The organism is Micromonospora fluostatini (assembly GCF_050410825.1).
Classification (GTDB): Bacteria; Actinomycetota; Actinomycetes; order Mycobacteriales; family Micromonosporaceae; genus Micromonospora; species Micromonospora rosaria.
Map to the genome: position 1 here is coordinate 2,217,650 of NZ_CP191251.1, position 12,607 is coordinate 2,230,256.

The following is a 12,607-nucleotide window of genomic DNA, read 5'->3' on the forward strand; positions in this document are numbered from 1 at the left end:
CGTCATCGGCTACGGTCGTCGGGGGGCGACGGGCGCCCGGAGAAGGTGACATGTCCGACCAGTTGAGCCCGGCCGGGGTGAGTGAACACCTCGACCGCGACGCGCCGGCGCCACTGCACGCGCAGGTGTCGGAGCAGATCCGGGCCAAGATCCTGTCGGCCGAGTGGCCCGCGCACTACCGGCTGCGCAGCGAGCCCGAGCTCGCCGTCGAGCTGGGCATCTCCCGGGGCACCCTGCGGCGGGCGCTGGCCACCCTGATCCGCGAGGGCCTGCTGGTGCAGGTCCGGGGGCGGGGCACCTTCGTCACGTCCACCGCTCTCGAACCGTCCATCGCGCAGAAGCTCACCACCCTGTCGGAGGACTTCGCCCGGCAGGGTGTCTCGGTCACCACCCAGGTGGTCTCCCAACAGGTGATGCCCGCCCCGCCCCCGCTGGCCACCCTGCTCGACCTGCGCCCCGGTCAGTCGGTGCTGCGCCTGGAGCGGCTCCGCTCCACCAGCGCCGGGCCGGTGGTCTGGCTGGTCAACTACGTCCGCACCGACCTCGCCCCCGGTCTGGAGCAGGCCGACCTCGCCGACCGGTCGCTGTTCGGGCTGCTGGAGAACGACTACGGGCTGAAGATCAGCTCCGGCCGACGGACCTTCACCGCCACCGCCGCCGCCGACCGGATCGCCGAGGCCCTCGGCGTGCCGGCGGGCTTCCCGCTGCTCTACCTGGAGCAGATCACCTACCTCGACGACGGTCGGGCGATCGAGTACTCCGACGTGTGGATCCACAGCGAACGGATGCGGGTCACCTCCCTGCTCTCGCGCCGCTGAGCGCCCCGGGCCCCGCGCGGGCGCGTCGGCACCGGCGCCGGTCGAGCCCGGACCGCCGTTTGCGAGGGGCCACCGACCCCCGTTCGCCACTTTCCGCAGCACTGTCGTGACGGAAAGCAACACCGTCGTGTGACGAATCAACCACCGAACGTCATTGACTCGCGCAGATCTGCGTGTTAATCGGAAAGTTTCCCTGGCGCTGAAAAGCCGGCAAACCCCCTTCCCCGCATGCGCGGCGATTCCGTGACGGGGAGGTGACACATTGCCATTCCTCGTTGGATACTGTCCGCCGCCATGCGCCGTCGCGCCGTCGGTTACCGACGCACCGACGCTGACCAAAGGGGACTATTCCGTGAAGCGGGACCACGCACCTGTGCTGCCGGGAGACGGCGCCACGGACTACGCGCGCTACATGCGTACCGATGCTTTGCTCGACCTGCAACGACGTCCGGCGGAGATGATCCACCGCGACGAACTGCTCTTCCAGGTGGTGCACCAGTCCACCGAACTCTGGCTGAAACTCGCCACGGCCGAGGTGACCGAGGCGGCGGCCCGGCTCGCCGCCGGGGAGCCGGCGGCGGCCGAGCCCCTGCTGGCCCGCGCCACCCTCGGGATCCGGCTCGTCACCGACCAGCTGGAGATGTTCCGGTACCTGTCCCCGGTGGACTTCCAGGCGATGCAACCGGCGATGGGCAACGGTTCCGGCGCGGAGTCGCCCGGCTGGCGGCGGCTCCAGGTCGCCAGCCGACAGCTCGGGCGGGTCTTCGCCGACCACCTCGCCCGGAGGGGCATCGAGCTGACGACGCTGCGCCGGCCGGACCCGACCGACCCGGTGCACCGGCTGGCCGAGGCGATGCTGGAGTGGGACGAGCGGGTGTCGCTGTGGCGCAGCCGGCACTACCAGGTCGCGCTGCGGGTCGGGGGCCACGGCCCGGCCGGCACCCCGGGCAGCGCCGCGACCATGCTCGCGAAACTCATCGACCACCGCTTCTACCCGGAGCTGTGGCAGAGCCGGCGCGCCGATGCCGAGGAGCCGGCCGAGGCCAATTCCCCGGCCACCCGGCCCTGACAATTCCTGCGTCCCGAGAATCCGCACAGCCCCCACTCCGCGTACAACGAGAACGGAATTCGAGGTACGGTTCGTGCGCGAACTGACATGCTGGATGTCCGGCGTGGCCGACCCCGGAACCTTCCCCTACTCCCCCGTGCTGCGGGAGTTCCACCGCGTCGGTAAACACTTTGTGAAACCGGATCTGCTCGCCCAGTTGGACCGCGTCCGGGCCCGGGTGACCGCCCCCGATCCGACGCCGGCCGGCGGGCCGGACCCCGCCCGGCTGTTGCGGGACTTCCTCGACGTCGCCCTCGACAAGTGGGACGGCCGGTACGACTACCGCAGCTACCTGGCCCTGCGCCTGCTCGGCCTCCCCGTCGACGGCGACGACCTGCCCGACGGGGCGGCCCCCGACACCGAGGCCCGGGACGACCCGGCCGGTCGGGATCCGGCCGCCGACGCCGAGCCGCCCCTCGACCCCACCGGCAGTCGCCGCCGCCACGACCTGCTGCTGGTCCGGCTGATCGCCGACGCCCTCGCCTTCGAGGTCGCCGCCGGCGTCGGCAGCGACCTGCTGCCGCACCAACGGCCCCCGGCGGAGGTGGTGGCCAAGCGGCACCGGCTGGGCCTGCGGGCCGTCGCGCCCGCCCTGGCCCGCCTCGGCCTGGCCGGCGAGGTCGACGGGCGGGACCCGGCGGAGGCCGCCACCGCCCTGCACGCCCGTGCCCTCCGCGAGGATCCGGACGCGGCGCGGGTGCTGCGGCTGAGCATGCTGCCGGTCTACCTGTCGCACGACGAGTACCTGTTCATCCGGGTGCTCCAGGGCTACGAGTGCGTCTTCGCGCAGATCGCCGGGGAGTTGCACGCCACCCGGGGCGACCTGGCCGCCGGGCGGGCGACCCGGGCGGCGCAGCGGCTGGCCCACGCCCGGGACCAGCTCACCACCGCGGGTCCGCTCTTCTCCCTGCTGGCGACGATGCAGCCGGCGGCGTTCCGGACCTTCCGGGAGTACACCGACGGGGCGAGCGCCATCCAGTCCCGCTCCTACAAGCTGATGGAGTCGCTGTGCCGGGTGCCGGACCGGCAGCGACTCGACTCGGCCGCGTACCGGTCGGTGCCGGAGGTCCGCGACCGGGTGCTGGTCGGGCACCCGTCGATCGACGGGGCCTACCGCAGCGCGGTCCACGAGGGCCGGCTCGCCGGGCGGGACCGGTCCCTGGTGGAGTCGGGGATGGACGCGTTCGCCACGGCGGTGCTGCAGTGGCGACGGACCCACCACCGGCTGGCCGTACGGATGCTCGGCACCCGCCCCGGCACCGGCTACACCGAGGGTACCCCGTACCTGGCGCAGGTCCGCGCCATCCCGGTCTTCACCGCCCGCCCCGACCCGGCGGACCCGCCCCCGGCGGACGACCCCGCCGCCCGCTGCCCCGCCGGCGGGAGCACCACCGGCGTGGCCCACCCCGGGTCGCCGACCCGGACCCACCCGACTGGAGGCTGCCCCGCGTGAGCGCACCCGACCTGGTCCCCGACCCCCCGCCGGGCCGCTGTCTCGACCCCACCGTCCACGCCGCCCTGCGGGCCGAGTTCCCGCTGCTCGACACCGGTGTCGTCTACCTGAACAGCAACTCGACCGGCGCGGCGCCCAGGGGCGTCCAGCACGTGCTGACCGACTACTGGACGACACTGCGGACCTGGCGCGACGAGGTGTGGCACGACTGGCACGTCGGCCTGGACCGGTACGCCGACGCGGTGGCCGCCCTCATCGGGGCGCCGGCGGGCAGCGTGGTCACCGACGCGAACCTGAGCACCCTGCTCGGCCGGGTCGTCTCCTGCTTCGACTACCCGCCCGAGCGCGACCGGGTCCTCATCACCGACCTGGAGTTCCCGACCGTGCCCTTCCTCTGGCAGGCCCAGCGGCGACGGGGCGCCCGGGTCGAGGTCGTCGGCACCGGGGGGCCGGCCGTCGACGAGGAGGGCCTGCTCGCCCGGATCGACGAGCGGACCCTGCTGGTGTGCGTACCCCACGCGACCTTCTCCTCCGGGGCCACCATCGACCTGCCCCGTCTGGTGGACCGGGCCCACCGGGCCGGCGCCCTGGTGGTGGTGGACGCCTTCCAGACCGTCGGGGTGGTGCCGCTGGACGTGACCGCCCTCGGGGTGGACGTCCTCCTCGGCGGGGCGCACAAGTGGCTGTGCGGGGTCGGCACCGCCTTCCTGTACGTCCGGCCCGACCTGACGGACCGGTTGGAGCCGACGGCGACCGGTTGGCAGGCCGGGGACCGGGCGCTGAGCTTCCAGCCGTCGCGGGACTGGGCGGCCGGGGCGCAGCGCTTCGCCGGCGGCACCCCGTTTCCCCTCACCTCGCTGGTCTCCCAGGTCGGGCTGGACCTGCTGGCCGGGGTGGGGCTGCCCGCCATCCGGGCCCACTCGCTGGCCTACACCCAGCGGGTGATCGACCGCGCGACGGCGGCCGGCATCACGGTGGTCAGCCCCACCGAGCCCGACCGGCGTGGCGGGGTGGTCTGCCTGGACGTCCCCGACGGGGAGACGGTCAAGCGCCGGCTGGCCGACCAGAACATGATCTGTAGCTGGCGGGGGTGGCTCCGGGTCGGCCCGCACGTCTACAACACCCTCGACGAGGTCGACGCGTTCATGGACGCGTTGGAGAAGGAGCTGCGACGGTGAACGTCACCCTGTCCCCGCGGGCGCTGATGAGCCTGCTGGCCAACGGCCCCAAGGCCATCGACGTGCTGGAGACCGCGCTCGGCACGGGCCTGCTCGACGCCCTGGAGCCGGGACCGGCCCGCCTCGGCGACCTCGCCCACCGGTTCGGGGTCCGGCCGCTGCGGCTGTACAAGTTCCTCGACTGCCTGGAGAGCCTCGGCTTCGTCGAGCGCACCGAACCCGACGACGACATCACCTCGGCCCGCTACCGGGCGGTGCCGGGGCTGCGCGACGCCGTCGCGGCGGTCGTCGGGCCGGACGCGGTCGAGCGGGACCGGGACCGGTACCCGTGGCGGGTGCTGCACGGCCGGCTGGCCGAGAGCCTGCGCGGCGAGGTGAGCATGAGCGACGACGACTTCGCCTGGCCACCGCAGAGCGACGAACAGACCGCCGAGTTCGAACGCAGCATGGCCGTCGGGCTCGGCCCGGTGATCGAGACGGCGCACCGGCACGCCGACCGGCTGTGGTCGGACCGCAAACGGCTGCTGGACGTCGGCGGAGGCGACGGCACCCTCGCCGCGCACATCCTCGACGACGCCCCCGCGCTGCACGCCGACGTGTACAACCTGCCGGCGGTGGCGCCGCTGGTGGAGGCGACCCGGCTGCGCCGGGGGCACCCGGACCGGCTGGGCTTCGTCGGGGGCGACTTCTTCGCCGAGCCGCTGCCGTCCGGGTACGACGCGATGGCGTTCGTCCGGGTGCTGCACGACTGGCCCAACGACGTGGCCCGCCGGCTGGTCGAGCAGGCGTACGCGGCGCTGGAGCCGGGCGGGCTGCTGGTCATCGGTGAGGAGTTCCGCACCCCGGACCGGTTGGCGATGCAATTCTTCTGGAGCTACTTCCTGATCGGGGTGGACAGTTGCGTCAGCCGGCTGCGGGAGGTCGACTTCTACACCGGGCTGCTCGCCGAGGTCGGCTTCGAGCGGGTGGCGGTGCTGCCCGGGGCGTGGGAGCTGATCTGCGGGTACAAGCCGTACGGCGGGGCCTGAGCCGTACCCGGGTGCCCGTCGCGTGCGACGGGCACCCGGTGCGGTCAGGCCGCCGGAACGAGCCGGTACGGGGTGCCGGGGCTGAGCGCCCTCAGCACCCCGACCAGCGTCGCGGTGCGCAGCCGCGCGCCGATGCTCAGCCGCGCGCCGTCACTCGGCCGCACGCCGATGCTCAGCCGCGTGCCGGGGCGGAGCCAGCTCAGGACGCTGGCCGTCCACTCCGCGCCGCCCCGCGCGACCCTCACCCTCGCGATGGTCGATGTGCCCATGGCGTCTCATCTCCTTTCCTGTGCGCAGGGGAACCGCCGTCAGCCCCGCAGGGCGCCCGAGTTCAGGGGTCGGTGACGGCACGGTGGCGCTCGGCCGAGCGAGCGCTCCGGTGTCCGGACAGGGGCCGGCCCGCCCCTCTGGTCGGGGCGACGCCCGCAGGAGTGCGGGCCACACCGCTGTCGTGGCCGGCGGACGAAGGCTGCTGTCGTGGTCCGGAGCGAGAGCCTCGTGGTCGGACGGAGGATCTCGTGGTCCGGGTTGGATCTCGGGGTCCGGGGGCGAGAACGGAGAACGCCGCCCGAGCCGGTGGGTCCGGCGGGCGGCGTCGGTGACGCGCGTCAGCTCCGCGTCACGTCCACCGCCGGTGGGGACAACCACCCATGTCGTGGGTCGTGCCGGTGCCGCCCGGGGCACCGGTCATGCTCGTCGTCGGGGCGAGCCGCCACCCGGGACCGGGCTGGCGTTCGCCGTCGCGCGGCACGTGCCACCGCGACTGTCGGCTCTGCCACCTGGTCACCTGATGCTCCTCGCCGAAGGGGGTCGTCCTGCTCTGTCGGAGATCACCGTACGAGTTCCGTTCGGGTGACGGCAACGCAATTACCGGCCCGGACGCGTGCCGGAGCGACGCCGCAACGGCGGTGACGAGGGGTCGCGCCGCGCTCCCACGGATGGGAATCGCGGCGGCGGGGTATGCACGCCGCATGACCTTCTCCCTCGTCGCCCGGTGCCCCCGCACCGGCCACCTCGGGGTGGCCGCCCTGACCGCCACCGCCGGGGTGGGCAAGCTGCTGTCCCACGTCCGCTCCGGCGTCGGCGCGGTCGCCACCCAGGCCACCCACAACCCCTACCTGGCCTACGACGGCCTGCCGATGCTCGCCGAGGGTCGGGCACCGCGCGAGGTCGTCGACACGTTGCTGGCCCGCGACCCGGGACGGGAGGTCCGCCAGGCCGGCATGGTCGACGCGGCCGGCCAGGCGTACGCCGTCACCGGTGGCCGGACGCTGCCCTGGTCGGGGCACCGGACCGGGCCGGGCTTCGCGGCCCAGGGCAACCGGCTCACCGGGCCGCAGACCCTCGACGCGATCGTCCGGGCGTACCTCGACGAGCCCGGACACGACCTGGTCGAACGGCTGCTGCGGGCGATCGAGGCCGGCGAGCACACCGGCGGGGACAGAGAGGGCGCCGGCTCCGCGACGATCACGGTGGTCGGGGACGAGCCGTACCCGTTGTGGGACCTGCGGGTCGACGACCACCCGGACCCGGCGGCGGAGCTGCGCCGGCTGTACGGGGTGTTCCAGGAGCAGATGCTGCCGATCGTGCGGGGCCTGCCGACCCGGGACGACCCGTTGGGTGAGTCCGCCCGGCAGGTCCTCGCCGGGGGCACGGCCGGCGTGTGACCCGGCGCGGTGTGACGGACGGTGACCGGTCGGTGGAGGCGACGAAACTCGCCTTCACCCCGGCGAACGGTGCCGTTCACCCAGCAGGCGTGATCTTGTCAGCGGCCTTTGCTGAGGTGCTGGTCATGACTGAGCACCGGGTGGACGGCCCGACCGCCGACGACTCCACCAGCCTCACCCGCCGTAACGTTCTGACGATCGCCGGGGGCGCCGCCGTGGCCGCCGGGATCGCCGCCGGCCCCGCCACCCCGGCCGGCGCCTCGCCGGTCACCCCCGTACCGGCCCGGCCGCAGGACCCGCCACCGGCCCGGCTCGGCGGCCGGCCGCTGCTCTGCGAGCCGTACCTGCTCGACCCGCAGGCCAGCGCCGTGCACGTGGTGTGGCACACCGAGGAGCACGGCACCACACAGGTGGTGCTGGTCGGCGCGGAGGTGGCCGCGCTGAGCGAACAGGCCGCCCTGGACGCGGCCACCGGCCGGCGGGGCGCCGGCCCCGGCTGGCGCCGGTTCGCCGCCGAGACGCTGCGGCTGAGCCGTACCCGGGAGGACTCCGGCTCGGCCGTCCCGGGCCGCACCTTCACCGCCGTGGTGGACCGCCCGGTGTACCGGCACCTGGTCCGGGTGGGCGGGCTGACGGCCGGCGAGCGCACCCCCTACCGGGTGGTCTCCGTCGACCACCTCGGCCGGGCGACGGTCACCGCCACGTACTCCCTCGCCCCCGCCGTGCCGGCCCGCCAGCCGGTGCGGCTGCTGCTCACCAGCGACCACCAGCTCATGGGGATGACCCCGGTCAACCTGGAGAAGGTCGCCGAGACCGCCGGGGTCCGCCTCGACGGCATCCTCGTCGCCGGTGACCTGGTCAACATCCCGGACCGGGCCAGCGAGTGGTTCGACCACACCGGCGGGCGGGCGTTCTTCGCCGGGCTGACCGGCCGCGCCGAACGGACCATCGCCGGCCGGACCTACCGGGGCGCGCCGCTGGTGCAGCACTCCCCGCTGTTCCCGGCGATCGGCAACCACGAGGTGATGGGCCGCTGGTCCGACACCGCCGGCCTGAACGCCCAGTTCAACGACCCGCAGCCGCTCGACGTGGCCCGCCGCCGGTGGCAGGAGACCCGGCCGGCCGGCATCGACGAGGAGACCTGGCTCGGCCTGCACTCCTGGGACGTCACCACCTACGAGGAGCTGTTCCCCTACCCGCGCAGCGCCGCCGGTGGCCCCCGCTGGTGGGCCCGCACCATCGGCGACGTCCACCTGGTCACCCTCTTCGCCACCCAGATCTGGCGCTCCGGGGCCGCCAACACCCGGGGCAAGTTCTCCGAGGCGCCCGCCGACCTGGGCGACGAGAGCCGGTGGGGGTACGGCCAGTTCATCTTCGAGCCGATCGCACGCGGGTCGCGGCAGTACCGCTGGCTCGACCGGCAACTCGCCTCCGCCGAGGCCCGCCAGGCGAAGTACCGGGTGGTCATGTACCACCACCCCGGGCACGGCCTCGGCGACAACTCCGCGCCCCCGTTCACCGACCCGGTGCAGACGATCACCCGGGACCCGGCCACCGGCGCGGTCACCGGTGTCCGGTACGAGTACCCGCTCGCCGACGACCACATCCTGCGCGACCTGGAGCCGCTCTTCTCCGCCCGGGGCGTCAACCTGGTGCACAACGGACACTCGCACCTGTGGAACCGGTTCCGCAACCCGCACGGGGTCAACTGGCTGGAGACCTCCAACGTGGGCAACAGCTACGGCGCGTACGACGCCTCCAACGGGGCCTCGCGGAACCTGCCGGACAGCCCGGACCACGTGCGGCAGGGCGACCCGGGTGGGCTGACGCCGGTCGTGCCGACCGTCGCCCCGCTCACCGACGCCGCCGGCACGCCCCTGCCGTACGTGTCCAGCAACGACATCACCGTCTTCTCGCTGCTCGACTCGGCGGCCGGGGTGGTGCGGTCGTACCGCTTCGACACCCGCGAGCCGGACTCGGCGGTGGTGCTGTTCGACGAGTTCCCGCTGAGCTGACCGGCCGACACGGGCCCGGCAGCGGGTCGGCAGCGGGTCGGGCGGTCCGGAGCCGAGGGCCGGGCCGCCCCGTCCCCCGTTCACCGGGGCCGGCCGGCGGGAAACCCGCTGGCCCGTGCCGGCCCGTCCTGGCACCGTGGCCGGGTATGGAACGGATCGACGCGCTGCCCCGCACGCTGGACGAGGCCCGTCACCTCGAAGCCCGGGGTGCCCGGCTGCGGTACCTGTTCTTCTGGGGCCACCAGCCGCGGCGGGACGGAAGCACCGGTGCCGACTGCCTGAGCCAGTGGTGCCCGACGACCTTCACGGTCGACTCGGTGCGCTACCCGACGGCGGAGCACTACATGATGCACCGCAAGGCGCTGCTCTTCGGCGACGAGCGGACGGCCGACCGGATCCTCGCCGCCGACCACCCCAGGACGGTCAAGGCCCTCGGCCGGCAGGTACGCGACTTCGACCAGACCCGGTGGGACGCCCACCGGTTCGAGATCGTGGTCGCCGGCAACGTCGAGAAGTTCCGCCAGCACCCCGACCTGCACGCCTACCTCGCCGGTACCCGTGAGCGCGTCCTGGTCGAGGCGAGCCCGCTGGACCGGATCTGGGGCATCGGGCTGGCCGCGGACGACGAGCGGGCCACCCGGCCGGCACAGTGGCGCGGGCAGAACCTGCTCGGCTTCGCGCTGATGGAGGTACGGGACCGCCTCGGCCCGGCGCACCACACCGGCCCCGGGACCCGCTGACGCCGGAGCCGGTACGGCCGGCCGCCTGGTTACCGGGTGTCGTGCGGCTTCGGCCGCGCCACGCCACCAGGGGGGCCGGAACGGGCGGGCTGGGGAACGGGTGGACGGGGCCGGCGTGGCCGTCGGGGGACGGCTGCGGTGGCCCCGTCCGTCGTCCGGTCAGGGCAGGCGGATCGTCCGGGTGTTGGGGAAGCTCCCCGGGCAGGACGCCGACGACCCGGTGCCGACCACCACGTAACCGGCCGGGATCGGGGAGACCGAGCAGATCACGGTGGTGCCGGAGGTCGCCGGGGTGCGGATGCTCCAGGTGTTGGGGAAACTGCCGGGGCAGGACGCCGACGAACCCTCACCGATGATGACGAAGCCGGTGGGCAGTGTCGACGCCTTGCACACCACGGTCGTCGACGTGGTGGACGGCAGGCGGATCGTCCACGTGTTCGGGAAGCTCCCCGGGCACGACGCCGACGAACCCTCACCGATGATCACGTAGCCGCTGGGCAGCGTCGACACCTTGCACACCACCGTGGACGACGTGGTGGACGGCGTGTCGATGGTCCAGGTGTTGGGGAAGCTGCCCGGACAGGACGCCGAGGAGCCCTGGCCGATGATGACGTAGCCCGCCGGGATGGGGGAGCTCTTGCAGATCGTCGTGGGCGCCGCGCTGGCCGGTGCGGCCACCGCCACCGCCGCGACGACCCCGAGCAGGCCGGCGGCCAGCGCGGTCGCCGCGAGGCGGAGCGCCGTTCCCACCGGGCGGGCGCCCGCCACCGGCTGCCGGAACAGCCGCCGGGCGCGTTCCATCCGAGTCATGCTGGTCCCTCTCAGTCGATCCACCAGGACACGTACAGCACTTCCTGCGTCACGCACTGCGAGGATGAGGTGTGCGCGGGGGTCGCACAACAGCGCCTGCCATGAATGAACGAAAGAAGTCGGCCGCCGGTGGGCACGACGGGCGTGACCTCAGTCGACCCGCTCAGGGTCCGGTAACACATCGGCAACAATCACCGCGCCGACCGGCGCGGCACCGACGACCGCGGCGGGGCCGGTGGCGGCTACGAGCGCCGGTTGAGGCGGAACGGCTTGCGGAGGATGACGAAGTCGTTGAGGTCGGTCGCCTCCGCGCTCTGCCGGCGCGGCAGGTCGGCGGGGACGGCCGGCTGGTGCTCGGCGACCTCGTCGCGGGCGACCCGGCCCATCCGGCGCAGCCCGAACTGCCGCCGCAACTGCACGGTCCGGTGGTCGCTCGCGCCGAAGACCTTGGTGTGGTCGTCGATCAGCCCGGCCAGTTCCTCACTCATCTGGTCGGTGAGGCCGAGCAGGCCGTGGCAGGTCACGACCCTCGACCGGTAGGTCAGGGCCCGCTCGGACAACGGACCGTGCCGGGCGGCGACGTCCTCGGCCAGCAACCGGTAGATCGCGGCGGCCTGCCGGTAGTCACCGTCGGCGAAGTACGCGTCCGCCTGCTCCGACCGCAGCGTCATCGCGTGCCCCTCGGCGAGGGCACCGACGGTGGCGGGACGGTGGCCGGCAGCCAGCATCTGGCTCACCACCCGGGCGTACAGGCGGACCCCGTTCGACGCCGTGGGCGAGTCGACCACGCCGGGGATCGGCTTGAGATCGTCCACGAACGGCAGCAGGAGCTGGTGCACCACGTCGGCGTCGGCGAGCCGCTCCTCGGGCCGCTTGCGCAGCATCTCCAGCACCAGCGCCTCCAGCCCCACCGGGATCTCCGGTCGGACGAAACGCAACGGCGGCGGCTCCTCCCGCACCTGTCTGTTCATCACGTCGAAGGGGGTGGCACCGACGAACGGTCGCCGGCCGGTGAGCAGCTCGTGGATGGTGCAGCCCAGCGCGTAGATGTCGGACGCCGGCCCACTGACGTTGGCCTCGATACGCTCGGGCGCCATGTACTCGGGCGTGCCCATCATGTGCCCGGTCATGGTGATCCGGGACAGGTCGGTGAGGGCCGGCGCGACGGCGAGCCCGAAGTCGAGCACCTTCACCGTGCCCTCCGGCTCCAGCATCAGGTTGCCCGGCTTGAGGTCCCGGTGGACGAGCGAGGCGCGGTGCGCCGCGGAGAGCACCGCGCAGACCTGCGCCGCCATCGCCGCCACCCAGCCGACCGACAGCCGCCCCTCCTCGGCGAGCAGCGTCCGCAGGCTGACCCCCCGGATCCGCTGCATCACCAGGTACGAGCGCCCCTTGTGGGTGCCGACGTCGTACACGGCCGGCACGCCGGGATGCTCCAGGTGGGCGGTGATCCGGGACTCCCGGAGGAAGCGTCGGGTGTAGAGCTCCTCGACCTTGTTGCCGGTGGCGGGAAACCGGAGGAACTTCACCACCACCTGCCGGTCCAGCCGGGTGTCCCGGCCGAACCAGACCTCCCCCATGGCTCCCTGCTCGGAGGGCCGTTCCAGGAGCTCATAGCGGCCGTTGACCAGTGTTCTCCGCCCCACAGCCGCTCCAGTCACCTTATTCGATCGGTAACGTGAGGCTAACGAAACTCGGATCCACTGTGGTGGCGGGTGCTATCCAGGGCTCACGCCCGGTGCGCTACGGTGACGTCCGACTGGCGGGCCCGGAACGTGGCCGTCCATCCG

At 73.5% G+C, this 12,607-nt stretch carries 11 protein-coding genes; 8 read left to right on the forward strand and 3 right to left on the reverse strand.

Features of this window, described 5'->3' with window-relative positions:
• Positions 1 to 50 precede the first annotated feature (50 nt).
• The 5 genes from ACQUFX_RS09525 (at position 51) to ACQUFX_RS09545 (ending at position 5,585) form a co-directional block, all read left to right on the forward strand.
• On the forward strand, positions 51 to 818 hold the full coding sequence (locus tag ACQUFX_RS09525) for a GntR family transcriptional regulator (RefSeq protein ID WP_067367655.1): 768 nt from the start codon (positions 51 to 53) through the stop codon (positions 816 to 818).
• Positions 819 to 1,170: 352 nt separating this feature from the next.
• Positions 1,171 to 1,887: a tryptophan 2,3-dioxygenase family protein gene (locus tag ACQUFX_RS09530; RefSeq protein ID WP_428965638.1), complete on the forward strand. Its 717-nt coding sequence runs from the start codon at positions 1,171 to 1,173 to the stop codon at positions 1,885 to 1,887.
• A gap of 94 nt (positions 1,888 to 1,981) precedes the next feature.
• Complete coding sequence (locus ACQUFX_RS09535) at positions 1,982 to 3,379, forward strand: tryptophan 2,3-dioxygenase family protein (RefSeq protein WP_428966916.1); 1,398 nt, start codon at positions 1,982 to 1,984, stop codon at positions 3,377 to 3,379.
• Complete coding sequence (locus tag ACQUFX_RS09540) at positions 3,376 to 4,557, forward strand: aminotransferase class V-fold PLP-dependent enzyme (protein ID WP_428965639.1); 1,182 nt, start codon at positions 3,376 to 3,378, stop codon at positions 4,555 to 4,557. Before ACQUFX_RS09535 ends, ACQUFX_RS09540 begins: the two co-directional genes overlap by 4 nt.
• A complete protein-coding gene (locus ACQUFX_RS09545; RefSeq protein WP_428965640.1) occupies positions 4,554 to 5,585 on the forward strand; it encodes a methyltransferase in 1,032 nt (343 codons plus the stop codon). The genes ACQUFX_RS09540 and ACQUFX_RS09545 overlap by 4 nt, the downstream gene beginning before the upstream one ends.
• A 44-nt stretch (positions 5,586 to 5,629) precedes the next feature.
• On the opposite strand, the gene ACQUFX_RS09550 is transcribed toward ACQUFX_RS09545, so the two are convergent.
• Positions 5,630 to 5,830, reverse strand: a complete 201-nt coding sequence (locus tag ACQUFX_RS09550; RefSeq protein WP_428965641.1) for a hypothetical protein — start codon at positions 5,828 to 5,830, stop codon at positions 5,630 to 5,632.
• Positions 5,831 to 6,556: 726 nt separating this feature from the next.
• Here ACQUFX_RS09550 and ACQUFX_RS09555 point away from each other — a divergent pair.
• The 3 genes from ACQUFX_RS09555 (at position 6,557) to ACQUFX_RS09565 (ending at position 10,007) form a co-directional block, all read left to right on the forward strand.
• Positions 6,557 to 7,252 carry a DUF1028 domain-containing protein gene (locus tag ACQUFX_RS09555; RefSeq protein WP_428965642.1) on the forward strand — a complete coding sequence of 232 codons (696 nt, stop codon included), beginning with the start codon at positions 6,557 to 6,559 and terminating at the stop codon, positions 7,250 to 7,252.
• A gap of 125 nt (positions 7,253 to 7,377) precedes the next feature.
• Positions 7,378 to 9,267, forward strand: coding sequence for a metallophosphoesterase family protein (locus ACQUFX_RS09560; protein WP_428965643.1), 1,890 nt, complete (start codon positions 7,378 to 7,380; stop codon positions 9,265 to 9,267).
• 146 nt (positions 9,268 to 9,413) lie between these two features.
• The gene (locus tag ACQUFX_RS09565) at positions 9,414 to 10,007 is read left to right on the forward strand and encodes an NADAR family protein (protein WP_428965644.1); all 594 of its coding nucleotides are present in this window, start codon (positions 9,414 to 9,416) and stop codon (positions 10,005 to 10,007) included.
• 159 nt (positions 10,008 to 10,166) lie between these two features.
• On the opposite strand, the gene ACQUFX_RS09570 is transcribed toward ACQUFX_RS09565, so the two are convergent.
• The gene (locus ACQUFX_RS09570; RefSeq protein WP_428965645.1) at positions 10,167 to 10,808 is read right to left on the reverse strand and encodes a hypothetical protein; all 642 of its coding nucleotides are present in this window, start codon (positions 10,806 to 10,808) and stop codon (positions 10,167 to 10,169) included.
• A 251-nt stretch (positions 10,809 to 11,059) separates the two neighbouring features.
• On the reverse strand, positions 11,060 to 12,397 hold the full coding sequence (locus ACQUFX_RS09575) for a serine/threonine-protein kinase (RefSeq protein ID WP_428965646.1): 1,338 nt from the start codon (positions 12,395 to 12,397) through the stop codon (positions 11,060 to 11,062).
• Between the last annotated feature and the right edge of the window lie 210 nt (positions 12,398 to 12,607).

Bases quoted from the DNA above. Each gene is read 5' to 3' on its own strand.
- ACQUFX_RS09570 (WP_428965645.1), bottom strand. From the start codon at position 10,808: ATGGAACGCGCCCGGCGGCTGTTCCGGCAGCCGGTGGCGGGCGCCCGC.
- ACQUFX_RS09525 (WP_067367655.1), top strand. From the start codon at position 51: ATGTCCGACCAGTTGAGCCCGGCCGGGGTGAGTGAACACCTCGACCGC.
- ACQUFX_RS09565 (WP_428965644.1), top strand. From the start codon at position 9,414: ATGGAACGGATCGACGCGCTGCCCCGCACGCTGGACGAGGCCCGTCAC.
- ACQUFX_RS09535 (WP_428966916.1), top strand. From the start codon at position 1,982: ATGTCCGGCGTGGCCGACCCCGGAACCTTCCCCTACTCCCCCGTGCTG.
- ACQUFX_RS09555 (WP_428965642.1), top strand. From the start codon at position 6,557: ATGACCTTCTCCCTCGTCGCCCGGTGCCCCCGCACCGGCCACCTCGGG.
- ACQUFX_RS09575 (WP_428965646.1), bottom strand. From the start codon at position 12,397: ATGGGGGAGGTCTGGTTCGGCCGGGACACCCGGCTGGACCGGCAGGTG.
- ACQUFX_RS09560 (WP_428965643.1), top strand. From the start codon at position 7,378: ATGACTGAGCACCGGGTGGACGGCCCGACCGCCGACGACTCCACCAGC.